Origin of the sequence: Bacillus sonorensis NBRC 101234 = KCTC 13918 (assembly GCF_001592005.1) — a bacterium.
Taxonomy (GTDB): Bacteria; Bacillota; Bacilli; order Bacillales; family Bacillaceae; genus Bacillus; species Bacillus sonorensis.
The window spans coordinates 38,380-63,384 of record NZ_BCVZ01000017.1; the positions used below are offsets into that span (position 1 = coordinate 38,380).

The following is a 25,005-nucleotide window of genomic DNA, read 5'->3' on the forward strand; positions in this document are numbered from 1 at the left end:
CATAAACGAAGAAAGCGATTCAAACCATTTGAAAGGGGTGAAAAAATAATGGAGATGCTTGGAACATTACTTCCGATTATTTTAATGTTTGCGGTTCTTTATTTCCTGTTGATCCGTCCGCAGCAAAAGCAGCAGAAAGCTGTCCGCCAAATGCAGGAGGAGCTGAAAAAAGGAGATAAGGTCGTAACGATCGGCGGCTTGCACGGTATCGTCGATTCGCTTGACGAAAACAAAGTTGTGATCAAAACCGGTGATAATACCCGTTTGACATTCGACCGCCGCGCAATTAGAGAGGCGTCAGCCGAATAGTGACGAAAAGCTTATACATAAGCGAAAAGAAGGGAGCGGATTTTTCCGCTCCCTTCTTTTTTGTTTGGCAGATTCTATTAGGCGCGGCCTCCCTGGAGATTGACCCCGAATACCCCGCCCAGCATGCTGACGCCCATAAATCCGGCGTGGTACAGCACCTGTTTGAGGTTGAAGGCTTCACCGAAGCCGAGATATTGAAACAGAAGCACGGTAAGCGAGAAACACAGGGCTGTCAGCCCCCCGATCAGCCATCCCTTTTCCTTTGCTTTTCCTCCCGAAATAAATCCGCCGATGAACAGGGTGATAAAAGATATGGCGGTAATGAACCAGTTGAATGAGCTTTCTGATAATGATGTCATCGTTAATAAAAGAGACACCAGCAGGCTTCCTGCAAACATGAGGGCAAAGATGACGACCAAGCTGTACAGGATTCCTTTGCCGACTTGTTTTGGCTCGTTCATCACATTCCTCCTTTCTGAAAATGGATGGGCTCGTCTTTTTAAATGTATTCCGGCATACCAGGAAATAGACTAAGCCCTTCCATGCTTTTTGTACATAAAAGCATGATTTTAACAAAGGCTATGACAGATATATTCAGAAGAAGGAGGCGGCCGTTTTGGAGGAAATTCTCACTCTGGTGTTTCGGACGGTCTTTTTGTATGTTCTCATCTTTGTCCTGTTTCGTTTAATGGGAAAGAGGGAAATCGGAGAGTTAAGCATACTGGATCTCGTCGTGTTTATCATGATGGCCGAAATCGCGGTTCTGGCTATTGAAAATGTTAATGACCATATTTTCAAAACGATCGTGCCGATTCTTGTTTTGACCTTGATTCAAGTTATTTTTGCGTATTTATCGTTGAAGAACCAAAAAATCCGCCAAATCCTCGATGGAAAGCCGACCATTATTATAGACCGCGGAAAAGTCGACGAACATGCAATGAGAACCCAGCGCTACAACTTTGACGACCTGCTGACACAGCTGAGGGAAAAAAACATTGAACGGATTGCTGATGTATCGTATGCGATTTTGGAGCCGACAGGAGAGCTTTCCGTTTTTACAAAAGATCATACAAATCATCAGATCGAACTGCCGTTGATCATTGACGGAACCATTCAGGAAGAACACCTGCAGCGAATCGGAAAAGATCAAAAATGGCTTGAACAAATGCTTGAAAAAAAGGGGTATCCCAGCCTTTCCAAGATTTCTTTCTGCACGTATCATAAAGGCTCTTTTTTTGTTGATATAAAAGATGAATACAAATCATAGTCAAAATTACGAAATCCAGCGGCCGAACAGAGGAAAGCGCTGGATTTCCTCTTTTTTAATAAGTCTGAACGCGATCAATAGAACCATGTACAGGCAGCCCGTAAGCAAGACGCAGAAGACTAGGCGCATCGGTTCAGCCTGATCAAGAAAAAGGTGCCGCTTCATCCAAAAGCTTATCCAGCCGGATATGAAAATGACAGCAAAGGACATCATATATTCCCTCAGATTGATGCTGATGGGGAGCACTTTGCTGACGGTCGCCGCATGCAGCAGTGTGACGAGGATCATTCCGGTGACGATGGCCAGCGCCGCCCCCATGATGCCGAGCGAAGGTCTTGAAGCAAGCGCGAAAATCAGCCCCGTTTTTACAACCGCTCCGACCAGGCTGTTCATCATGGCCGCGCCGGCCAGGTTTAAGGCCTGCAAAACCGCCTGCAGAGGTCCTTGGAAATAATAAAATAAAAAGAATGGAGCCATGACCTTGACATAGATGGCGGCATTTGACGATCCGTACATCACGCTGACAAGCTCATCCGCGTAGGAAAACAAAATCACAGCCGAAATGCCTCCGCTTAAAAGGCAAAGCCTCATCGCCTGTTCGAGCCTGTATTCGACGACTTGTATCTTCCTCTGCTCAATTCCTTCGCTGATGGCAGGAACAAGCGCTGTTGATAAAGAATAGGTAATGAAGCTTGGAAGGGTGAGAAGCGTCATGGCAAACCCGGTCAGCTCGCCGTACTGGCGTGTTGCGGCTGAAGCGGCGATGCCGGCGATGGCGAGGCTCTGGGCGACGACAATCGGTTCAAAGAACCAGGAGAGGTTGCCGATAAACCGGCTGCCTGTCGTCGGAAGCGAGACGCTCATCAGCTCAAAAAACGTACGCCGCCCCGTTTTTAACGATTGAAAAAAACGTTTCCGTATGCGGATTTTCTTTTTGTATTTAAAAGCGATAAACAAATAAACAAGGGAGGCGAGTTCGCCAAATACGGAAGACAGCATTGCCCCGGCCGCCGCATACTCGATTCCGAGCGGCAGAAACGCCGTGGTACAGACGGCGACGAGCGAGATGCGGACAATTTGCTCAAGCACTTGTGAAACAGCCAGCGGCCGCATATTTTGCTTTCCTTGAAAATAGCCCCGCAGCACGCTCGAAACGGCGATGATAGGGACGACCGGCGTGACCGCCAAAAGCGGGTAAAGCGTTCTTTCGTCCGTAAAAAGCGTATCGGCCATCAGCGGCGCATACATGAGAAACACCGGGGTGATGAGCATGCTGAGCCCGCCCGTAACCGCGAGCGATATCACCAAAATCTGCTTCATTTTCCGGTGATCGCCCCTGGCTTCGGCCTCTGCCACGAGCTTGCTGATAGCGACGGGAAGGCCGAATTGGGTAATGGTCACCGCGAGGAAAAAAGTCGGAGCCGCCATCATATAAAGACCGACGCCTTCCTCGCCGATGAATCTTGCGATGACAATCCGGTTGATAAAGCCGAGCACTCTCGTCATCAAACCCGCCGCTATTAAAATGAGCGTTCCTTTTAAAAACGTCTGCTTGGTCATTTCTAAAGTCCCCTGCCTTCTCAAACAACCTGTAATCATATACAATAAGATATGCGCATACATCGTCCAAGCATGACAAGTCTCTCTGAAAAAATCTGAAAGGAGCGTGGCTTAGCATGGACAAACATCCGGCTGATATGTATAAGGACCATTTAAAACCCTTTCTTAAAAGCAAGCTGGAAGAGTTTATGATCCTCGGCTATGATGATATTGAAATAGAGGAATTATGGTCATACTTATTGAATAAGAAATGGAAGAATCGGAAAAATGTCCAAATTCATCAGCTGGCCGCTGACATTTTATCTGTGAAAATTGGCGAATTTATGAACTATGCAACCGTAGAATCGTTTAAAACGTCTAATTTACTCGACAGCAAAGAAGGGCAGGATATGCTCGATGAGCTGCTGAAGTAACCGTCGATTTTTTGGGTTGATTTAAGGAGGAAATACATAATGAAAAAAGGACGCTTGATTGCGTTTTTCCTTACCGTTCTATTGATCGGTACGGGACTTGGAATTTTGACGAAGCCGGCTGCCGAAAACATCAGCCTAGGCCTTGACCTTCAAGGCGGCTTTGAGGTTTTGTATGAGGTTCACCCTGCCAAAAAAGGCGATAAAATCAACAAGGATGTCCTCGTCAGCACGGTTGAGGCGCTAAACAGAAGGGCGAACGTTCTCGGCGTAAGCGAACCGAACATCCAAATTGAAGGAAACAACCGGATCAGGGTTCAGCTGGCTGGCGTACACAATCAGAACAGGGCGCGCGAAATTTTGTCCACACAGGCGCAGCTTTCTTTCAGGGACACGAATGACAGGGAGCTTCTGAACGGAGCAGACCTCGTGGAAAACGGCGCTAAGCAGGCATTTAAGCCGGATACGAATGAACCGATCGTTACGATCAAGCTCAAGGATGCGGATAAATTCGGAGAAGTGACGAAGAAAGTCCTTGATATGAAACCGAATAACCAGCTGGTCATCTGGCTTGATTACAAAAAAGGCGATTCCTATCAAAGGGAGTCAAAAAAAGCGGATCACAAATACATTTCCGCGCCAAACGTCAGCCAGGTGCTCAATACCTCTGACGTTATGATCGAAGGGAATTTCACGGTTCAGGAAGCCAAGGACATGGCAAACATTTTGAATGCCGGAGCACTTCCTGTCAAATTGGTCGAAAAGTACTCGACATCAGTCGGTGCGCAGTTCGGCGAGCAGGCTTTGCATGATACGGTGTTTGCGGGAATCGTCGGTATCGCTATTATTTTCTTGTTCATGTTATTTTATTACCGCCTGCCTGGTTTTATTGCGATCGTTACACTGTCAGTCTACATTTATATTACCCTGCAGATCTTTGACTGGATGAATGCCGTTCTGACGCTTCCGGGGATCGCTGCGCTTATCCTCGGTGTAGGTATGGCTGTCGACGCCAATATCATTACCTATGAACGGATAAAAGAAGAGATCAAGCTCGGAAAATCGGTTCGTTCGGCTTTCAGGTCCGGTAACAGAAGATCGTTTGCGACGATTTTTGACGCGAATATTACAACGATAATTGCCGGAATCGTTCTGTTCATCTTTGGTACGAGCTCTGTCAGAGGGTTTGCGATAATGCTAATTCTTTCGATTTTGACAAGCTTTATAACGGCTGTATTTCTATCGAGGTTTTTGCTCGGACTTCTTGTGGAAAGCCGCTGGCTCGACAGGAAAAAAGGCTGGTTCGGCGTTCGCAAAAAAGACATTTTGGATATCAGCAAAACAAATGAACATACAGAGCCGCCGACGCGGTTTGATAAATGGGATTTTGTCAGCAAACGCAAATGGTTTTTCGCATTTTCGGGCATTCTCTTGGCAGCGGGTCTTGTCGTCCTGCTAATGTTCAGGCTGAACCTCGGCATTGATTTCTCAAGCGGTTCAAGAATTGAAGTGCAAAGCGACCACAAACTGTCAACCGAGCAGCTTGAAAAGGATTTTGAACAGGTCGGGCTGGCACCGGATTCGATTCTCCTTTCAGGAGAAAAGGATAATCATGGTGTCGCAAGGTTTGTCGGAGTTCCGAATCAGAAAAAAATTGCCGAAGTGAAAGACTATTTTAAAGACAAATACGGAAGCGAACCGAATGTAAGCACCGTGTCGCCGACTGTCGGGAAGGAGCTGGCGAGAAACGCGCTGTATGCGGTGATCGTCGCGTCCATCGGGATTATTTTGTACGTCTCAATCCGCTTCGAATACAAAATGGCGATTGCGGCCATCGCCTCCTTGCTGTATGACGCGTTTTTCATCATTGCCGTCTTCAGCCTGACAAGGCTAGAGGTGGATATTACCTTCATTGCCGCAGTGCTGACGATCATCGGTTATTCGATCAATGATACGATCGTTACATTTGACAGAATCAGAGAGCACGTGAAAAAGCGCAAACCGAAAAACTTCAGCGACTTGTCGCATATTGTGAACCTAAGCTTGCAGCAGACGTTCACGCGTTCGATTAATACGGTGCTGACCGTCGTCATCGTTGTCATTGCGCTTCTCATTTTTGGCGCAGCGTCAATCACGAACTTCTCCGTTGCGCTCTTGGTCGGTCTTTTAAGCGGCGTATATTCATCGCTTTACATCGCAGCCCAAATCTGGCTTGTGTGGAAGGGCCGCGAATTTAAAAAGCCTAAACAAAAACCGGAAGAAGTATAATACATCAGGACTGCCCCTACGCCGGGCAGTCTTTTCTATGTCTCATTGATCTTAAAATTGACTTTTGCTATAATGACTGGACTTCAATGATGTGTGTGTAAAAAAGATTGAAGAGGATGAGGTGGACTTTTATGAGAATGCGCGAGTCTGAGCTTCCGGGCATCGGCAGAAAGGTTGAAATGTTCACGCGCAGCGCTGAAAAGATAACCATCGTTCTTCATGATGACGGAATGAGAGAGCTGTATCATTTTAATGAAGATGATGAAGAGGAATATGTCTCAGCCGTTCGTTTTGATGGTGATGAAGCAAGGCAAATATCAGCGATTCTCGGCGGAGTGGCATATAAGCCAAAGGCGCAGGAATATGTCGAGGCTGCCATTGATGAGCTGGCGATCGAGTGGTTTACAATAGAAACTGGGGCATCGGCCGCCCGGCAATCGATCGGAAGCATCGGAATTGGCGAAAACTATGGCGTTACCGTCATAGCAGTCGCCAAAACAGGCCATGACAACAACATGATGACCCCTGACTCAGAAACGGTGGTCAATGAAGGAGATACCCTTGTGATGTCCGGTGAAAGAAAAGAGCTGAGCCGCCTGATCAGGGAAAAGCTGACGGCAAAAGAAGGAAACGATTGAAAGCGTTCTCTTTTTGCCGGTGTCCTTTTTCGCGGGAGCCGCGCAAATCTTTTTTTCTTCCTCTTTCTATGGAATGCTTTTTTGTTTAGAATTGGAGCATGACGGGAAAAAATGTTTGACAGCTACGTGAATTGAGGTGACATATGATGAACAAACAATGGACATTAATTGCCGCACTTATATTTACACTGATCGTCGCTATTTTCGCGGTCATCAATGTAGAGCCTGTAAAGGTCGATTTTCTTTTCGGAACAGCTGAATGGCCTCTGATTCTCGTGATTTTGGCTTCTGTGCTGATGGGGGCGCTCATCATCGGCTCTGCCGGCGCCTTTCAGGTGATGAGGCTGAAGAAAGAAGTCAGGGCGCTTAGAAAAGAAGAGCGGGCAAAAAAACCGGAAGCAGAGACAAACCTGCCGGGATCGCCTGATCCATCTGAATGAATGGATCAAAATAAATTGAATCCCCTCAGCTCACTCTAGTATAATAGGGTGGTTGAGGGGTGAATTTATGTTAGCGTCAAAAATGCGTTGGGATGTGCAAACACCCGACAAAGAAAAGGTGGAGTCGCTCTCCGGACAATTGGGTATCACTCCCCTTGCCGCCTCATTGCTTGTCATGAGAGGCTGCGATACAGCTGATCAAGCAGCTTCGTTTTTGCACGGCAAGGATGTCGGTTTTCATGACCCATATCTGCTTAAAGATATGGAAAAAGCAGTTCGGCGAATCGAACAGGCTATTTCAGAACATGAACATATCATGATTTATGGTGATTATGATGCGGACGGTGTGACAAGCACGACCGTTCTTTTGCAGACTTTAAAAAAATTTTCAGCACAAGTCGATTTCTATATACCCGACCGTTTTAAAGAAGGCTACGGCCCTAATGAAGCGGCATTCCGTCAAATAAAAGATCAGGGATATTCGTTGATCATCACTGTGGATACTGGGATTGCCGGCGTACATGAAGCAGATGTCGCCAAGGAGCTCGGCATCGATCTGATTATTACAGACCACCACGAGCCCGGTCCGGTATTGCCTGACGCGTATGCGATCATCCATCCGAAGCAGCCCGGCTGCAGCTACCCTTTTAAAGAACTGGCGGGAGTCGGGGTGGCTTTTAAGCTTGCCCATGCCCTTAGCGGGGACGTTCCAGAGGAGCTGCTCGACTTATGCGCCATCGGTACGATTGCCGATCTCGTACCTCTTCATGATGAAAACAGGCACATCGCCAAGCTTGGAATGGCGCAGTTCAGGAAAACAAAGCGTCCTGGTTTAATCGCGCTGACCAAGATAGCGGGTGCGGAGATTCAAAACGCGAATGAAGAAACGATCGGTTTTCAAATTGCTCCACGCATTAATGCAGTCGGCAGGATTGACCAGGCTGACCCGGCCGTTCATCTGTTGAATACTGAGGACGAAACAGAAGCGATCGAGCTGGCCGAGGAAATCAACAGCCTGAATAAAGAGCGCCAAAAAATCGTCAACCAGATCACAGAGGAAGCGGTTGAAATGATAGAGGAGCAGGGGCTTGACCAGCCTGTGATCGTTGCGGCCAGGCCCGGCTGGAACCCCGGAGTGGTCGGAATCGTCGCTTCCAAGCTTGTCGAACGGTTTTACCGGCCGGCCATCGTGCTTGGAATTGATGAAGAAAAAGGGATCGCCAAAGGATCAGCACGAAGCATCAAAGGCTTTGACCTGTTTCAAAACCTTTCAGAATGCCGGGATATCCTTCCCCACTTCGGCGGCCATCCGATGGCTGCCGGGATGACGCTGAATCAGGATGACGTCGGCGCCTTAAGAGAAAGAATCAACAGGCAGGCCGAAGCTGTGTTAACAGAGGAAGATTTCATTCCCGTACAGGAGGTTGATCTTTGCTGCCGATTGGAGGATATAACGGTTGACAGCATTGCCGAAATGAACATGCTGGCTCCATTTGGCACGGGAAATCCAAAGCCGTTTGTGCTTGTCGAAGACGTCGAAATTGAGGAAGCGAGAAAAATCGGCGCCAATCAGAATCATCTGAAGCTCATGCTGGCCGACGGTCAGGCGAAGCTGGACTGCATCGGCTTTTATAAAGGCGAAATCGAAGAGAGCGTCGTTCCCGGAGCAAAGATTTCTCTTGTGGGCGAATTGTCGATCAATGAATGGAACAACAGAAAAAAACCGCAGCTGATGATAAAAGATGCGGCTGTGAAAGAATGGCAGCTGTTTGATTTTAGAGGAAAGCGGACATGGGAAGAACAAATCCTGAAACTGGACCCGGAAAAACGCGTATTCATTTGTTTTCGAGAGGAATCCAGAGCAAAACTGGCGGGTACCGGTCTTCGGGATGAGCTGATTCTGATTCGCGGGGAAGAAGATGCAGTTCGAATCGATCTACATAATCGCTATGCGGTTTTCATTGATACGCCGCAGTCGATTGACATATTCGACCATGTAATAAACGGAAAGCGGCTTGAGCGGATTTATTTAATTTTCACTCAAACGGATGACCACTTTTTCTCAACTTTCCCGACAAGGGACTATTTTAAATGGTACTATGCTTTTCTTCTGAAGAGAGGTTCCTTCGACTTGGTCAAATACGGCGCAGAGCTGGCCAAGCATAAGGGCTGGACAAAAGACACAATTGATTTTATGACAAAGGTGTTTTTTGAGCTCGGTTTTGTTACAATAGAGAATGGTGTTTTATCTGTTGTGTATGGTGCCGCAAAACGGGATTTGACAGATTCTGAAACCTACCGGAAAAAACAGCGCCTGATTGAATTGGAGCAAAAGCTTTTATATTCTTCGGCGGATGAGCTTAAACAGTGGCTGAGTAAGCGGATGGATGAGAGTTCTGAAGCTTACGAAAGTATGAGGAGGACATGAAACAGATGGATTTGAAGAAATATGTAACGATTGTACCGGATTACCCGAAGGAAGGCGTACAATTTAAAGATATTACAACATTAATGGATAAAGGAGAAGTCTATCGCTACGCGACTGATCAAATTGTGACTTATGCGAAAGAAAAGCAAATTGATCTCGTCGTCGGACCGGAAGCACGCGGCTTTATCATCGGCTGCCCTGTCGCATACGCTCTCGGCGTAGGATTTGCGCCTGTCCGCAAAGAAGGGAAACTTCCCCGTGAAGTGATTAAAGTCGACTATGGTTTGGAATATGGAAAAGATGTACTGACGATCCATAAAGATGCCATTTTGCCGGGGCAGCGCGTCTTGATCACAGACGACCTTCTGGCAACAGGGGGAACAATTGAAGCGACGATCAAGCTTGTTGAAGAGCTCGGCGGTGTTGTTGCCGGAATCGCTTTCTTGATTGAGCTGACATATCTTGAAGGCAGAAGCAAACTTGACGGATATGATATTTTAACCTTGATGCAATACTAAACAAATTTTATACTATAAAAAGCACTCATAAACGCGGGTGCTTTTTTTCCTATTAAAAAAAATGTTGTATGCCGTTGTGTTCTTTTCAGTTTCTTCTCTTTACATCTGTGACATTTTTCTTGATAATAATTACAATACAGTTTTTCAATTATAAAAAAGGTGATTCCATGGCGAACGAACAAGTATTAACTGCTGAGCAAGTCATTGAAAAGGCGAAAGCTTACCTTTCCGATGAACATGTTGCTTTTATAAAAAAAGCTTACCAGTATGCGGAAGACGCACATCGCGAACAATACCGCAAATCGGGTGAGCCGTACATTATCCATCCGATCCAGGTGGCGGGTATTCTGGTCGATTTGGAAATGGACCCTGCAACGATAGCGGGAGGGTTTCTCCACGATGTTGTTGAAGATACAAGCGTAACGCTTGAAGATTTAAAAGAAGCGTTTAACGAAGAAGTCGCTATGCTTGTCGACGGCGTCACGAAGCTGGGGAAAATTAAATATAAATCACAGGAAGAACAGCAGGCGGAGAATCATCGGAAAATGTTTGTGGCTATGGCTCAGGACATCCGCGTCATATTGATCAAACTGGCTGACCGCCTTCACAATATGAGGACGCTGAAGCATTTGCCGCAGGAAAAACAGCGGAGAATCTCGAATGAGACGCTGGAAATTTTCGCTCCGCTGGCACATCGCCTTGGGATTTCCAAAATAAAATGGGAGCTTGAGGACACCGCTTTACGGTATTTAAATCCGCAGCAGTATTACCGGATTGTCAATTTAATGAAGAAAAAGCGGGCCGAAAGGGAATTATACGTTCAAGAAGTCGTAAATGAAGTAAAAAACCGCGTTGAAGAGGTCAATATTAAAGCTGATTTCTCAGGGCGTCCAAAGCATATATACAGCATATACAGAAAAATGGCGATGCAAAATAAGCAGTTCAACGAAATCTATGACTTGCTCGCCGTGCGCATCTTAGTCAACAGCATTAAGGACTGCTATGCTGTGCTCGGGATTATTCATACGTGCTGGAAGCCGATGCCCGGCAGGTTCAAGGATTATATCGCAATGCCGAAGCCGAACATGTATCAGTCTCTTCATACGACTGTCATCGGTCCGAAAGGTGATCCGCTTGAAGTCCAGATCAGGACGTTTGAAATGCATGAGATCGCTGAATACGGGATTGCGGCTCACTGGGCGTATAAAGAGGGCAAGAGCGTCAATGAGGACGCAAGCTTTGAGAAAAAACTGTCCTGGTTCCGCGAGATTTTGGAATTTCAAAATGAATCAAGCGATGCCGAAGAGTTTATGGAATCCCTTAAAATCGATTTGTTTTCTGATATGGTGTTCGTCTTCACGCCAAAAGGGGACGTGATCGAGCTTCCGTCAGGTTCAGTACCGATCGATTTTTCATACAGGATTCATTCGGAAATCGGCAATAAAACAATCGGCGCCAAGGTGAACGGCAAGATGGTCACCCTTGACTATAAGCTGCGCACAGGAGATATTGTTGAAATTTTGACGTCCAAGCATTCATACGGTCCGAGCCAGGACTGGATCAACCTGGCACAGACGTCCCAGGCGAAGCATAAGATCCGCCAGTTCTTCAAAAAGCAGCGCAGGGAAGAGAACGTTGAAAAAGGCCGGGAGCTTGTCGAAAAAGAGATTAAAAATCTCGATTTTGATGTGAAAGACGTGCTGACTCCCGAGAATCTGCAAAAAGTGGCCGATAAGTTTAACTTCTCTAATGAAGAAGACATGTATGCGGCCGTCGGCTATAACGGCATTACAGCGGCTCAGGTCGCCAACCGGCTGACGGAAAAAGAACGGAAAATGCGGGATCAGGAAGAACAGGTGAAAACCATTCAGGAAGTCACGGCTGAAACGAAGCCGTACCAAGGTAAAAGACGGGAAGCCGGCGTTCGGGTGAAAGGCGTTGAAAACCTTCTCATCCGCCTTTCAAAATGCTGCAACCCCGTCCCTGGCGATCCGATTGTTGGTTTCATTACAAAAGGCCGGGGTGTATCCGTTCACCGCGAGGACTGCCCGAATGTTTTGACAAGTGAAGCGCTGGACCGGCTGATTCCGGTGGAATGGGAGCATGAGCCGCAAACGCAGCGGAGAAAAGAATATAATGTCGAAATTGAAATATTGGGCTATGATCGCCGCGGCTTGCTCAATGAAGTGCTTCAAGCAGTCAATGAAACGAAAACGAATATTTCATCCGTCTCCGGAAAATCGGACCGCAACAAAGTGGCCACCATCCATATGGCCATTTTCATCCAAAATATCAATCATTTGCACAAAGTAGTCGAACGGATTAAGCAAATCAGAGATATTTATTCAGTACGCAGGGTGATGAATTAGGGGGAAAGCGTCATGAAATTAGTTGTTCAGCGCGTCACAGATGCAAGCGTCTCAGTCGGCGGCGAAATTGTCGGCGAAATCGGCCTCGGCTTGATGGTCCTTGTCGGCGTGACCCATGAGGATACGAGCGAAGATGCCGCATATTTGGCGGAAAAGCTCGTCAACCTCCGTATTTTTGAAGACGAAGGCGAAAAAATGAATCTTTCACTATTGGATGTGGGGGGCTCTGTTTTGTCGGTCTCTCAATTCACGTTATATGGAGATACAAAAAAGGGGCGCCGGCCGAATTTTACAAAAGCGGCCAAACCGAATATGGCGCTTCAATTGTATGAAGAATGGAACGGCCTTCTTCGCGCAAAAGGCGTGTCTGTCGAAACGGGCAGGTTTGGGGAAATGATGGATGTCAAATTGACCAATTCCGGCCCGGTCACCTTTATCATGGATTCAAAAGCATAAAAAAAGCTGCCTGAAAAGGCAGCTTTTTTTATTTGAAATAGTTCTCAAGTCCGCTTCTGATTCCATCAGTCACTCTTTCGCGATAAGCATTCGTGCTTACGACCGCTTCTTCCTGGGGATGGCTTAAGTATCCGAGTTCAAACAGCGCGGCAGGCCGGTTGTTTTCCCTCAGTACAAAATAATCCCCAAATAAAACGCCACGGCTTGGCAGAGGCGACTGCTTTTCGATTTCGGACTGGACATCTGCGGCAAGCTCCCTGTCTTTGGACGGACTGTAATAATAGGCCGTATTCCCTCTGACAGAGGCATTTGCAAAACTATCATAGTGAATGCTGATAAAAGCGTCGGCATTACGATAATGGGAGGTCGCAACACGCGACTGCAAGCTGACGAAAGAATCGTCATTCCGGGTCATATAAACGTTGACTCCGTCTGCTTTCAATTTTGCCGCGAGCAGTCTAGCTGTTTTAATGGTCAGCCTTTTTTCAAGCGTTCCCTGTGTGCCGATTGTTCCGCTGTCATGTCCGCCATGTCCGGCATCAATGACAACCGTTTTGTTTTTGATCGAACCGCTCGAACCGGACGGCTTTGATAAAGGCGGTTCTGAACTGCTTGATTCATCCGTGCCGGATGATGCAGACGTTTGAACGACCCAGCTTGCGATGTATGCCGATTGGCCATTGGACAGCGCAATTTCATACCAATCGCTTTTTGTTCGGCTGATTGAATAAGATTCGCCTTTCTGTGCGCGTTTGACGATCGGCGATGAAGTCGAAGGCTCGCTTCTGAGATTCGTGCCATCGTAAACAATGGTCACTTCCCGGCCTGAGCCTGACCGGCTGCCGGTTTCCTTGGATTCGGCTTTTTGTTCATTATTCGACACAATATAGTGGCTTGCGACCCAGCCTTTTTGTCCGTTGAACTCGATTTCATACCATCCGTGCTGTTCGTTTAAAATCGTCACGGTTGTATTTCGGTTGAGCGAAGCGATGATTCTCGCTTGGTGGGAAGCTGAACTTCTGACATTGAGGGTCGATACGCCGACGGCTCCAGTCTTGGCAGACGTGCTGTTTGAAGATGATTTAGCCGCTGTCTTACCGGAAGCCCCGCCCGTGACGTAATCGGAATGAACCCAGCCGGTTGTGTTTTGATAGGAAATCTTGATCCAGTTACCATCAGTCTTTAGGATAGAAGCCTGTTCGCCTTTAGGGAATGTACCGCTGACTCCATATGAAGTGCCCGGCCCTTTTCTGATTCTCAAGTCTGTTGCGGCTGAAGTCACTTGTCCGTTGGCAGATCCGGAAGATTGAGATCCGCCGGAGATTTGATCATTTTTCTTAATGAGCCAGGACACAACCCAGCCTTTTTGTCCGCCGCCCAGCTGGATTTGAACCCAATCCCCTTTTTCCCCGAGAATCGGATAGGTTTCATCCCGCTTGATGACGCTGACAATTCCGTGGCTCAGTCCGGGGCCGCTTCTGACATTGATTGTGTCGGTGGCGACTACGGCTTCCCCTATGGCTGCAGAAGCTGTATTTGATGATGTATAAAAGGCTGCTTGAGCGATGAGGATCATCGATAATATCAAGATTGCGTTTTTCTTCATGCTGATTTTTCATCTCCTCCTCTCTTGAAAAAACTTGAGAACAATACTTCTTCCTTTATATCGTATATTCCTTGTTGTTTTTTTAATAAAATCAAAATGATTTGTTCATACTATATAAAAAATCATTCAAAAGGATGTTGAAATATGAGGTATAATAAAAGTATGGGTAAGGCGATTCACGAACAAGAAGCGAATTTGCACCTTAAAGACCATTCTGACCCAGAGCACATCGGCTACCTCGAAGAAACAGCGACAGAACTCGGCCTCTCATCAAAAGAGTCAATGAAGAATAAAAACAATCGCAATTAGGGTTGACATGAAAACGTAACCCTCGTATTATAATATAAATTAGTGTACATATGAGTTTGAACTGAAGATGGAGAATAGTAGGTAAGAGTACGTGAATAGAGAGGAACCGCCCTGGGCTGAAAGCGGTCTGCACGGTATCTTATCCGAATGAACACTCCGAAGGTTTCCCGCTGAAAGCTCTGTTTCCGAGTGATTAGGCGGAGGACGTAACCTGCGTTAAAGGTGTGAAAGCGGGAACTTGTCAAAGTTTCAACTAGGGTGGCACCACGGGTATAACTCTCGTCCCTACTATTGGTTTTATAGTAGGATCGGGGGTTTTTTCTATTTTTCAGATGAGAAAATGGTATGAAAATGAGGAGGCTTTACAAATGGCATTTAATATTCCAAGGGGAACCCAGGATATTCTCCCCGGTGAATCAGAGCGCTGGCAATATGTCGAAAACATTGCGAGAGAGACATGTCATGCATATCACTATCAAGAAATCAGAACGCCGATTTTTGAACATACGGAATTATTCTCCCGGGGTGTAGGAGAATCGACGGATATCGTCCAAAAAGAAATGTATACCTTTGCTGATAAAAAAGGGAGAAGCCTGACGCTCCGTCCCGAAGGCACGGCTTCTGCCGTACGCTCTTTTGTTGAAAACAAATTGTTCGCAAACCCAACCCAGCCGACAAAGCTTTATTATATCGGCCCAATGTTCCGATATGAACGGCCCCAGACCGGGCGCTACCGCCAATTCTACCAATTCGGCATCGAAGCGATCGGTTCAAGCGATCCGGCGATTGATGCGGAAGTCATTGCGCTGGCGATGAGCGTATATCGAAAAGCGGGGTTGAAAAATATAAAGCTTGTCATTAACAGTCTTGGCGACAAAACGAGCAGAGCTGCGCACAGAGAGGCGCTGATCCGCCACTTTGAACCGAGGATTGATGAGTTTTGCGGAGACTGCCAAAAACGGCTTCAGCAAAACCCGCTCAGGATTTTGGACTGCAAAAAGGACAGAGACCATGAGCTGCTGAAATCTGCTCCTTCCATTCTTGAGTATTTAAATGAAGAGTCTAAAGCATATTTTTCAAAAGTGCAGCAGTACTTAACAGACATTGGAATTTCGTTTGAAGTTGATCCGAATCTTGTCAGAGGGCTTGACTACTACAACCATACGGCTTTCGAAATCATGAGTGATGCGGAAGGCTTCGGCGCCATTACGACGCTGGCGGGCGGCGGGCGGTATGACGGCCTAACCGAGGAAATCGGCGGACCGAAAGCGCCTGGCATCGGCTTTGCGATGAGCATTGAACGTCTGCTCGCAGCGCTTGACGCCGAAAATGTGAAGCTTGCCATTGATCAAGGAATCGACTGCTATATTGTGACGCTGGGCGAAAAGGCTAAGGACTTTTCCGTGTCCCTGCTCTACAAGCTGAGGGAAGAAGGACTTTCCGCTGAAATCGATTATGAATGTAAAAAAATGAAAGGCCAGTTTAAAGCCGCCGACCGTCTCAATGCCAAGTATATTGCGATTTTAGGTGATGATGAACTGAGCCAGAATAAAATCAATGTCAAAGACGCGGAAACGGGAGAGCAGCAGGAAGTCAAGCTTGATGAATTTATCCGTTATATGAAAGCACATACTGAAAGGTAAAGGAGAGGAACGCTTTGTTTGGACGAACGTATTATTGTGGCGAAATTACAGAGAAGGCGATTGGAGAAACCGTCGTATTAAAAGGATGGGTTCAAAAAAGACGCGACCTCGGAGGTTTGATTTTTATCGATTTAAGAGACCGATCCGGCATCGTCCAGGTTGTCTTTAATCCCGATCTTTCCAAAGAGGCGCTGGAAACGGCTGAAACGATCCGCAGCGAATACGTGCTCGATATCACCGGCAAAGTCGTTGCTCGTGAAGAAGGCACAGTCAACCAGAATCTGAAAACCGGGAAAATCGAAATTCATGTGGAGTCAGTAACCGTGCTGAGCGCGGCCAAAACGCCTCCTTTTGCGATCAGCGACCAGGCTTCTGAAGTGTCTGAAGATCTGCGTCTGAAGTACCGCTATCTCGACCTGCGCCGTCCGGCGATGTTCAGCACACTGGAGATGCGGCATAACGTCACGAAATCCGTCCGCCGCTTTTTGGATGACAATGGATTTCTCGATATCGAAACACCTGTATTGACCAAAAAAACGCCTGAAGGAGCGCGCGATTATCTCGTACCGAGCCGCGTTCATGAAGGGGAATTTTATGCTCTGCCGCAGTCTCCCCAGCTATTCAAGCAGCTCTTGATGGTGTCCGGCATTGACCGCTACTATCAAATTGCCCGCTGCTTCAGGGACGAAGATTTACGGGCGGACCGCCAGCCGGAATTTACGCAGATCGATATTGAAATGTCGTTTATGAGTCAGGAAGACATCATGAAGCTGGCTGAAGAGATGATGGCCCGGGTGCTCCGTGAAACACAGGGAATTGAAATTTCACTGCCGCTGCCGCGGATGTCTTACGAAGATGCGATGAACCTTTACGGCTCTGACAAACCGGACACACGCTTTGGGATGCTGTTGACCGATGTGTCGGAAGTTGTGAAGGATTCCGATTTTAAAGTGTTTGCGTCAGCCGTGGCAAACGGGGGCGCGGTTAAAGCGATTAATGTAAAAGGAGCGGCTGCAGAATATTCGCGCAAGGATATCGATGCGCTCGGCGAGTTTGCCGCGAACTATGGCGCGAAAGGGCTGGCTTGGCTGAAAACTGAAGCGGACGGTCTTAAAGGTCCGATCGCGAAGTTTTTCCAAGATGGGAAGCAGGAAGCGCTTGTCAAAGCGCTTGACGCCCGTGACGGGGATTTGCTGCTTTTTGTGGCTGACCGGCTTGAGGTTGCGAACGATGCTCTTGGGGCGCTGCGCTTAAAGCTCGGCAAAGAATTGAATCTAATCGATGAAAGCCTGTTCAACTTTTTATGGGTCATCGATTGGCCGCTGCTCGAGTACGATGCTGAAGAAGGGCGTTTCTATGCTGCGCACCATCCGTTCACAATGCCTGTCAGAGAAGATCTTGATCTGATTGAAACGAAACCTGAAAAAATGAAAGCGCAGGCCTATGACCTTGTCTTAAACGGCTATGAGCTTGGCGGCGGATCGATCCGTATTTTTGAAAAAGACGTTCAGGAAAAAATGTTTGCGCTTCTCGGTTTAAACGAGGAAGAGGCGCAAGAGCAGTTCGGCTTCTTGCTTGAGGCGTTTGAATACGGGGCTCCGCCGCACGGAGGAATCGCCCTCGGACTCGACCGGCTTGTCATGCTTCTCAGCGGCCGCACCAACCTAAGAGATACGATCGCCTTCCCGAAAACGGCGAGTGCAAGCTGTCTGTTGATGGAAGCTCCAAGTGAAGTGGACAGCGCCCAGCTTGAAGAGCTGCACCTTGCAGTTAAACGCAAAGTTCGACAGTAAATTGTAAAATATACGGCTGTACATCCCATTGAAAATCAAAGGGACGTATGATATTATTTTTAACAAATAAAGTCCTGATGTGTTTGTTGTACACCTAGTTTTGACCGAACATTTTTTTACTTGGGAGTTCGTTGTTTTCAAACGGAGTAAATGCCTCTTTTCATTCCGAAGCGTGGAGGACTTGCAAAGTTTGGAACAGAACACCCACCTGCCGAGAGCGGGATCAAAACGAAGGAATACGACAACGGCACAATCGGGACTTTTTTTGCGTCTTTGAAACGGAGTGGAAGTATCGGACGGTTTTAGGCCATACTTAGGATACTCTATGAGGCCAAACAAAAAATATGAATGAAAATCAAACAGAAACAGCTTGTTTAATCCCCCGATTATGATAAGATACTATCGGTGACTGTATATAAAGATGGAGTGAGATTCTTGTTACATCAGTTTTCACGTAATGAATTAGCGATTGGTAAAGAAGGATTGAATATTTTAAAAAACAGCACGGTTGCCGTTCTGGGAATCGGCGGGGTCGGTTCGTTCGCAGCGGAAGCGCTCGCCCGTTCAGGAGTCGGCAGAATCGTGATGGTCGATAAAGACGATGTTGACATAACGAATGTAAACCGCCAGCTTCCGGCTTTGCTTTCAACGGTCGGCCAGCCGAAGGTCGATCTAATGAAAGCGCGGATTGCGGATATTAATCCGGAATGTGAATGCATCGCCTTGAAGATGTTTTATACGGAAGAAACGTATGAGCAGTTTTTTGCTTATGAACCGGATTATGTGATTGACGCCTCAGACACGATTCATTATAAGATTCATTTGATGAAGGAGTGCCTTAAGCGGAACATCAAGATCATATCAAGCATGGGTGCCGCTAATAAGACGGACCCGACGAGATTTCAAGTCGCCGATATTTCCAAAACGCATACAGATCCGATTGCAAAAGTGATTCGGACAAGGCTGCGAAAAGAAGGCATTACAAAGGGCATTAAAGTCGTTTTTTCTGACGAAAGCCCAATCGTCATCCGTGAAGATGTGCGCAAAGTCGTCGGGAATGATGAGGCGAAAATCCGCAAAGCGCAGATGCCGCCGTCATCAAATGCATTTGTTCCGTCTGTCGCCGGTTTAATCATGGGCGGCCATGTCATCATGGAGCTTTTGAAAGATATTCCAATTAAACGGGTGAAAGATAAATAAGCAAAAAGGACAGCAGCAGCTGCCTTTTTTTGTGTCATGGAGGGCCGTTTGGCAAGAAGATGGAGCAAAGCTAAACAGCAGTTGGATCAGCTGATCTGCGCGACCCTAAAAAATCGGGTGCACTTTCACGTCACGGCATATCGGAATGCTCATGATCAAATGGGAAGGGCTTTTATTACTGTAGACGGGAAAGATATATTCAGCATGTGCACGCTTGCAGCGATAAATAAAACGGCCGAAATAGAGTCCCGATTCGAAAGAGTGAGGGGTGTGGAAGATGTGCTGGTAAACAGGCGGATTCACGATGAAGCATTGCAAGAGGCAAACGGGGACGGATATTTTTTAAAATACGCTTAACGAATATTTTGCAAACAGCATTGATCAAACGCTGTCATCTGAACAAGTCCTCGTCAGAATGCTCGGAATGATCGACAGAAGAACGGGACAGCGCCGCCTGTTGAAAATGGAGCCGTCCATCAAGCATGAACACGAAATGGTGGCGTATTTTTATAAACTCAGAATGAAAGCTGAAAAACAAACGGCCTGTCTCCCCGGTTAAAAGGGACAGGCCGTTTGTTATTTTTTCTTCATCAGCTTGTCATATATTTGCTTTAGCGCCAATTCGAATTTCCCCGTCTGCTTCGGCTGGTAATATACTTTGTTTTTTAAAGGATCGGGCAGGTATTGCTGCTCGACCCAGCCGTTCTCATAATCATGCGGATATTTATACTCTGCGCCTCTGCCAAGCTCTGCCGCCCCTTTGTAGTGGGCGTCTTTTAAATGTTTCGGCACATCGCCGATTTTCCCCGAACGGACGTCTGCCAAAGCCTGGTCAACGGCAAGGATGGCCGAATTCGATTTTGGCGACAGACAAAGCTCGATCACCGCGTTTGCCAAAGGAATGCGCGCTTCGGGAAATCCGATTCGCTCTGCCGCTTGAATCGCTTGAAGCGTTCTTCCTCCGGCCTGCGGGCTCGCCAGTCCAATATCTTCATAGGCGATGACGAGAAGCCGCCGTGCAAGGCTTTCCAAATCACCGCCTTCAATCAGCCGCGCCAAATAATGGAGAGCTGCGTTTACATCAGATCCCCTGATCGATTTTTGAAAGGCGGAAATCACGTCATAATGGGCGTCGCCGTCCTTGTCATGGGCAAAGCTTTTTTTCTGCAGACATTCTTCCGCGGTCTCAACCGTAATATGGATGATTCCATCTTCATTTTCTTTAGTCGACAGCACGGCAAGCTCCAAAGCATTCAATGCCGACCGGACATCTCCGCCGCAGCCTGCCGCGAAATGGTCAAGCGCCGCCTCATCAATTTCAATATGATAAGAACCTAAACCTCTGTGTTCGTCGTGAAGCGCCCGTTGAATGGCCGTTTTGATTTGCTCCGGGCTCAAAGGGTGCAACTCGAAAATTTGCGTTCTGCTCCTGATCGCCGGGTTAATCGCGTGGTACGGGTTTGCCGTCGTCGCACCGATCATGATGATCATTCCGTTTTCCAAATACGGAAGGAGGAAATCCTGTTTGCCTTTATCAAGCCGGTGCACCTCATCCAATATTAAAATCACCTGGCCGGACATTTTCGCCTCTGCGGCAACGGCTTCCATGTCCTTTTTATTGTTGATCACCGCGTTCAGCTTCCGGAAGGCGATGCTTGTACTTCCGGCAATGGCTGTTGCGATCGATGTCTTCCCGATGCCGGGAGGCCCGTATAGGATCATGGATGAAAGGTGTTTTGCTTCCACCATCCTGTGTATGATTTTACCTTCTCCCACGAGATGGTCCTGGCCGAGTACCTCTTCTATTTTTGTCGGACGCATTCGAAATGCCAATGGTTTCATGATCAATCTCTCCTGAATGTATTCTTTTTATAGAGTAACGGAAAAAAGACGATTAGAAAAGAAATGAATATGGCAAGCTGAATATATGGGCGGAAAATGAAAGTTTATATAAAGTGTGCTATAATAACCTGTAATCTATCAGACGGACAAGCAAAAAGGCTTGTCGGCATACTACAGCTGGATCACGATCCTGAATGAAAAAACGGACGAATGCACGACTTCTCTCAGGCTAGACGCCAGCGGAAATCCCCGCCGGCCGCGTCTCGGAATGGAGCCCGGCTAAGGCTCTCACGTCCTGTGAGAAACGGCGGGTACCTTCGTCCTGAAGGCATGATTTTTTATAGGTTAGAGGTGTTTATTTTGAAAATATCAACTAAAGGCAGATACGGGCTGACGATTATGATCGAGCTTGCGAAAAAGCATGGGGAAGGCCCGACATCTTTAAAAAGCATTGCCCAGACAAACGATTTATCAGAACATTATTTGGAACAGCTTGTTTCGCCTTTGCGGAATGCAGGGCTTGTAAAAAGCATCCGCGGCGCTTACGGCGGCTATATTCTCGGCGATGAGCCCGCTTCCATCACGGCCGGCGATATTATCCGCGTACTGGAAGGGCCCATCAGCCCCGTGGAAGTGCTTGAAAATGAAGAGCCTGCAAAGCGCGAGCTGTGGATTAAGATCCGCGACGCCGTCAAGGAAGTGCTTGATTCCACGACGCTTGAAGATTTGGCAAGCTATACGGACGGCGATCAAGAAGCTTATATGTTTTACATTTAAAATTGAGGTGTAATGTAGGATGGAACGGATTTATTTAGACCATGCAGCGACTTCTCCGACTGACCCGCGCGTAGTCGAAAAAATGCTGCCTTACTTAACAGAAAACTTCGGCAATCCTTCAAGCATTCATTCCTTCGGCAGAGAGAGCCGGAAATGGGTTGATGACGCGAGGGCGCTGATTGCTGAAGAAATCGGAGCGCATCCGAATGAAATCGTTTTTACGAGCGGCGGAACGGAAGCCGACAATATGGCGATTGTGGGAAGCGCGCTGGCGAATAAGGACAAAGGCCGCCACATTATCACAACGAAGATCGAGCATCACGCCGTGCTGAATCCGTGCAGCCGGCTGGAGGACATGGGTTTTGACGTGACATACCTTGACGTTGATCAAAGCGGCCGGATTTCCGCCGGGCAGGTCGAAGCTGCGCTGCGCGATGATACCATCCTTGTAACGGTGATGTACGGAAATAATGAAGTGGGAACGCTTCAGCCGATTGCGGAAATCGGAGCGCTTTTAAAAGACCATCAGGCTTTGTTCCATACAGATGCCGTTCAGGCGTTTGGCTTTTTGCCGATTGATGTAAAGGAAATCCATATCGATATGATGTCTGTTTCCGGGCATAAATTGAATGGACCGAAGGGGACAGGCTTTTTATATGTCAATGAAAAGGTGAAGCTCAAACAGATTCTTGTCGGAGGCGAACAGGAGCGGAAACGCCGGGCCGGAACGGAAAATGTACCGGGAATCGCGGGGCTGAGTGAAGCCGTTTCTCTTTTAAAGCAGGAGAGAGATGAAAAAACGGCCCTTTACCGCCGGTTCAAAGCAATGATCATCGAAACGCTTGAAAACGAAGCCGTCCGCTTTGAAGTAAACGGTAGTCTTAATGAAGGACTCCCGCATATTTTGAATTTGTACTTCCCCGGCATTTCCGTCGAGTCGCTGCTTGTAAACTTGGATATGGCCGGCATTGCAGTGTCGAGCGGATCAGCCTGCACCGCCGGATCGGTTCTTCCTTCACATGTTCTCTCCGCCATGTTCGGCGAACACGCAGATCAGCTGACCTCATCCATTCGCATCAGCTTCGGCTTGGGCAATACAGAGGAGCAGGTGAAACGCGCGGCGAAGGAACTTGCCAGCATCGTGAAGCGCCTTGGTTCGGCGGCTTCCGTGTAATGAGCGCGAGCTAAAGATTCGCATCCCGCCTGGAAATGATGTTATGATCTGTGAAGGATACGTAATGAATTGATTTATTGGAGTTGATGAAAATGGCGAAGCGGCCTGAAGATACACGGGTGGTCGTCGGAATGTCCGGTGGCGTTGATTCATCTGTGGCAGCCTTGCTGCTGAAAGAGCAAGGCTATGATGTCATCGGAATTTTTATGAAAAACTGGGATGACACGGATGAAAACGGCTTTTGCACCGCGACGGAAGATTATGAAGATGTCATTAAAGTGTGCAACCAGATCGGCATCCCATATTATGCGGTGAATTTTGAAAAGCAATATTGGGAAAAGGTTTTTCAATATTTTCTCGATGAATATAAAGCGGGAAGAACGCCGAATCCCGATGTGATGTGCAATAAAGAAATTAAATTTAAAGCTTTTTTGGAGCATGCTTTGTCCCTTGGCGCGGATTACCTCGCCACTGGCCACTATGCGAGGGTCGACCACACCGGCGAACGAGTGAAAATGTTGAGGGGGCTTGATGAAAATAAAGATCAAACCTATTTCTTAAATCAGCTGACAGAAGAGCAGCTGAGCAAGGTGCTGTTTCCGATCGGCGATATGCAAAAAAGCCGCGTCCGCGAAATAGCCAAGGAAGCGGGTCTTGCTACGGCAACGAAAAAAGACAGCACAGGCATCTGTTTTATCGGCGAACGGAATTTCAAAAACTTCCTCAGCCAATATCTCCCAGCGCAGCCGGGCGAAATGCGGACGATGGAAGGCGAAGTCAAAGGCACGCACGACGGTTTGATGTACTACACGATCGGGCAGAGGCACGGCCTTGGCATCGGCGGAAGCGGAGAGCCTTGGTTTGTCGTCGGAAAAGACCTTGAACAAAACATTTTGTATGTTGATCAGGGCTTTGACAATCCGCTGCTTTACTCAGATAAAATCACGGCGACGAATGTCAGCTTTGTACACGGCGGCGTCTTCGGAGATGAAGAGGAGCTTTCTTGCACGGCTAAGTTCCGGTACCGGCAAGCCGATCATGAAGTCGCTGTCAGAATGACCGGAAACGGCGAAGCGGAAGTCGTTTTTAAAGAGCCTGTCCGCGCCGTGACGCCTGGACAAGCGGTTGTCTTTTACAGAGGAGAAGAGTGCCTCGGGGGCGGTACGATTGACGATGTATTCAAAGACGGGCAAAAGCTTTGGTATGTATAAAAGAACAAGGCTCCGGGCGTGCGCCTGGAGCTTGGCGGCTGTCGACTTTGTCGATGGCCTTTTTAAAATCGAGCACGAAAGGGAGAAAGCTTTTGGACTACAATCAAATCGGAATTGACGCCATGCAAAAAGGAGATTTTGAAAAAGCGGCAGAAGCTTTTACAAAGGCGATTGATGAAAACAGCGGGGATGCCGTCCCATACATCAATTTTGCAAATCTGCTCTCGGCGGTCGGCGAATTGGATCGGGCGCTCGCGTTTTATGAAAGGGCCGTCAGCCTTGATGATAAAGCCGGAGCGGCTTATTATGGAGCGGGAAATGTATACGTGATGAAGGAACGCTACCAAGAGGCGAAGGATATGTTTGAAAAAGCATACCGGACGGGGATGGAAAACAGCGACTTGTTTTATATGCTTGGGACCTCGCTGATGAAGCTTGAGCAGCCAAAGCTTGCCATGCCGTACTTGCAAAGGGCGGCCGAGCTGAATGATGCCGATTATGAAGCGCGTTTTCAATATGGGATGTGCCTTGCCAATGAAGGCATGCTGGATGAAGCGATCGCCCAGTTTTCCAAAGTAACCGAGCTTGATCCGACACATGCCGATGCTTATTATAATTTAGGCGTGGCTTACGCTTATCAGGAAAACCGGGAAAAGGCGCTTGCCATGCTGAATAAAGCAATCGAGATTCAGCCGGACCATTTACTGAGCGTCCGGGCAAAAGAGCTGCTTGAAGAAGCTTGATGCCCCTGCACGCATAAGGCGGAGCTTAAAGGAGGGAGGACTAC

The 25,005-nt window shown here is 47.5% G+C and carries 22 protein-coding genes, 1 other RNA gene, 1 pseudogene and 1 other annotated feature; of the genes and pseudogenes, 20 read left to right on the top strand and 4 right to left on the bottom strand.

The annotated features are described in order from the left end of the window. Positions 1-45 precede the first annotated feature (45 nt). Positions 46-309, top strand: a complete 264-nt coding sequence (gene yajC, locus BTR1S_RS16495) for a preprotein translocase subunit YajC (protein WP_087962507.1) — start codon at positions 46-48, stop codon at positions 307-309. A gap of 77 nt (positions 310-386) precedes the next feature. Here the strand turns inward: yajC and BTR1S_RS16500 are convergent, their stop codons facing one another. Further along, complete coding sequence (locus BTR1S_RS16500; protein WP_006637816.1) at positions 387-770, bottom strand: TIGR04086 family membrane protein; 384 nt, start codon at positions 768-770, stop codon at positions 387-389. A gap of 155 nt (positions 771-925) precedes the next feature. Here BTR1S_RS16500 and BTR1S_RS16505 point away from each other — a divergent pair, with 155 nt between their 5' ends. Next, positions 926-1,576 (top strand): DUF421 domain-containing protein, encoded by a 651-nt coding sequence (locus tag BTR1S_RS16505; RefSeq protein WP_006637815.1) that lies wholly within the window; start codon positions 926-928, stop codon positions 1,574-1,576. A 6-nt stretch (positions 1,577-1,582) separates the two neighbouring features. Here the strand turns inward: BTR1S_RS16505 and spoVB are convergent, their stop codons facing one another. Next, positions 1,583-3,136: a stage V sporulation protein B gene (gene spoVB, locus BTR1S_RS16510; RefSeq protein ID WP_006637814.1), complete on the bottom strand. Its 1,554-nt coding sequence runs from the start codon at positions 3,134-3,136 to the stop codon at positions 1,583-1,585. Between the two features lie 116 nt (positions 3,137-3,252). Between spoVB and comN the strand changes: the two genes are divergently transcribed. From comN to dtd, 8 genes are all read left to right on the top strand, one after another. Beyond that, a complete protein-coding gene (gene comN / locus BTR1S_RS16515) occupies positions 3,253-3,549 on the top strand; it encodes a post-transcriptional regulator ComN (RefSeq protein ID WP_006637813.1) in 297 nt (98 codons plus the stop codon). A gap of 39 nt (positions 3,550-3,588) precedes the next feature. After that, on the top strand, positions 3,589-5,814 hold the full coding sequence (secDF, locus tag BTR1S_RS16520) for a protein translocase subunit SecDF (protein WP_006637812.1): 2,226 nt from the start codon (positions 3,589-3,591) through the stop codon (positions 5,812-5,814). A gap of 131 nt (positions 5,815-5,945) precedes the next feature. Then, positions 5,946-6,452, top strand: a complete 507-nt coding sequence (locus BTR1S_RS16525) for a cation:proton antiporter regulatory subunit (protein WP_029419261.1) — start codon at positions 5,946-5,948, stop codon at positions 6,450-6,452. Positions 6,453-6,598: 146 nt separating this feature from the next. Then, entirely contained in the window at positions 6,599-6,892 is a 294-nt protein-coding gene (locus tag BTR1S_RS16530; protein WP_006637810.1) for a LapA family protein, read from the top strand. A 67-nt stretch (positions 6,893-6,959) separates the two neighbouring features. Beyond that, positions 6,960-9,320 carry a single-stranded-DNA-specific exonuclease RecJ gene (gene recJ / locus BTR1S_RS16535; RefSeq protein WP_006637809.1) on the top strand — a complete coding sequence of 787 codons (2,361 nt, stop codon included), beginning with the start codon at positions 6,960-6,962 and terminating at the stop codon, positions 9,318-9,320. A gap of 5 nt (positions 9,321-9,325) precedes the next feature. Beyond that, the gene (locus BTR1S_RS16540; protein ID WP_006637808.1) at positions 9,326-9,838 is read left to right on the top strand and encodes an adenine phosphoribosyltransferase; all 513 of its coding nucleotides are present in this window, start codon (positions 9,326-9,328) and stop codon (positions 9,836-9,838) included. A gap of 167 nt (positions 9,839-10,005) precedes the next feature. Beyond that, a complete protein-coding gene (locus BTR1S_RS16545) occupies positions 10,006-12,207 on the top strand; it encodes a RelA/SpoT family protein (protein WP_006637807.1) in 2,202 nt (733 codons plus the stop codon). 12 nt (positions 12,208-12,219) lie between these two features. Continuing rightward, positions 12,220-12,663 carry a D-aminoacyl-tRNA deacylase gene (gene dtd / locus BTR1S_RS16550; RefSeq protein WP_029419262.1) on the top strand — a complete coding sequence of 148 codons (444 nt, stop codon included), beginning with the start codon at positions 12,220-12,222 and terminating at the stop codon, positions 12,661-12,663. A gap of 28 nt (positions 12,664-12,691) precedes the next feature. Here dtd and BTR1S_RS16555 read toward each other — a convergent pair whose 3' ends face one another. Further along, positions 12,692-14,269, bottom strand: a complete 1,578-nt coding sequence (locus BTR1S_RS16555; protein WP_029419263.1) for an N-acetylmuramoyl-L-alanine amidase family protein — start codon at positions 14,267-14,269, stop codon at positions 12,692-12,694. A gap of 144 nt (positions 14,270-14,413) precedes the next feature. Between BTR1S_RS16555 and BTR1S_RS22880 the strand changes: the two genes are divergently transcribed. The 6 genes and pseudogenes from BTR1S_RS22880 to BTR1S_RS23775 all read left to right on the top strand — a co-directional run bounded on the left by BTR1S_RS22880 (position 14,414) and on the right by BTR1S_RS23775 (position 19,773). After that, positions 14,414-14,578: a YrzK family protein gene (locus BTR1S_RS22880; RefSeq protein WP_162148099.1), complete on the top strand. Its 165-nt coding sequence runs from the start codon at positions 14,414-14,416 to the stop codon at positions 14,576-14,578. 55 nt (positions 14,579-14,633) lie between these two features. Further along, positions 14,634-14,868: a binding site (T-box leader), on the top strand. Positions 14,869-14,946: 78 nt separating this feature from the next. Beyond that, positions 14,947-16,221 carry a histidine--tRNA ligase gene (gene hisS / locus BTR1S_RS16560; protein ID WP_029419264.1) on the top strand — a complete coding sequence of 425 codons (1,275 nt, stop codon included), beginning with the start codon at positions 14,947-14,949 and terminating at the stop codon, positions 16,219-16,221. 14 nt (positions 16,222-16,235) lie between these two features. Continuing rightward, positions 16,236-18,014, top strand: coding sequence for an aspartate--tRNA ligase (gene aspS / locus BTR1S_RS16565; RefSeq protein ID WP_006637802.1), 1,779 nt, complete (start codon positions 16,236-16,238; stop codon positions 18,012-18,014). Between the two features lie 68 nt (positions 18,015-18,082). Further along, positions 18,083-18,278: non-coding RNA, 6S RNA (gene ssrS / locus BTR1S_RS16570), on the top strand. A gap of 171 nt (positions 18,279-18,449) precedes the next feature. Then, positions 18,450-19,214 (top strand): tRNA threonylcarbamoyladenosine dehydratase, encoded by a 765-nt coding sequence (locus BTR1S_RS16575; RefSeq protein WP_006637801.1) that lies wholly within the window; start codon positions 18,450-18,452, stop codon positions 19,212-19,214. A gap of 36 nt (positions 19,215-19,250) precedes the next feature. Further along, a pseudogene (locus BTR1S_RS23775) lies at positions 19,251-19,773 on the top strand (SF0329 family protein). A 17-nt stretch (positions 19,774-19,790) separates the two neighbouring features. Here BTR1S_RS23775 and BTR1S_RS16585 read toward each other — a convergent pair. Then, on the bottom strand, positions 19,791-21,056 hold the full coding sequence (locus tag BTR1S_RS16585) for a replication-associated recombination protein A (RefSeq protein WP_006637800.1): 1,266 nt from the start codon (positions 21,054-21,056) through the stop codon (positions 19,791-19,793). 360 nt (positions 21,057-21,416) lie between these two features. Here BTR1S_RS16585 and cymR point away from each other — a divergent pair, with 360 nt between their 5' ends. The 4 genes from cymR to BTR1S_RS16605 all read left to right on the top strand — a co-directional run bounded on the left by cymR (position 21,417) and on the right by BTR1S_RS16605 (position 24,961). After that, positions 21,417-21,833: a cysteine metabolism transcriptional regulator CymR gene (gene cymR, locus BTR1S_RS16590; RefSeq protein ID WP_006637799.1), complete on the top strand. Its 417-nt coding sequence runs from the start codon at positions 21,417-21,419 to the stop codon at positions 21,831-21,833. 19 nt (positions 21,834-21,852) lie between these two features. Then, positions 21,853-23,007, top strand: a complete 1,155-nt coding sequence (locus BTR1S_RS16595) for a cysteine desulfurase family protein (protein WP_006637798.1) — start codon at positions 21,853-21,855, stop codon at positions 23,005-23,007. Between the two features lie 92 nt (positions 23,008-23,099). Continuing rightward, the gene (gene mnmA, locus BTR1S_RS16600) at positions 23,100-24,218 is read left to right on the top strand and encodes a tRNA 2-thiouridine(34) synthase MnmA (RefSeq protein ID WP_006637797.1); all 1,119 of its coding nucleotides are present in this window, start codon (positions 23,100-23,102) and stop codon (positions 24,216-24,218) included. Positions 24,219-24,340: 122 nt separating this feature from the next. Then, positions 24,341-24,961, top strand: a complete 621-nt coding sequence (locus BTR1S_RS16605) for a tetratricopeptide repeat protein (RefSeq protein WP_373870185.1) — start codon at positions 24,341-24,343, stop codon at positions 24,959-24,961. Positions 24,962-25,005: the final 44 nt, after the last annotated feature.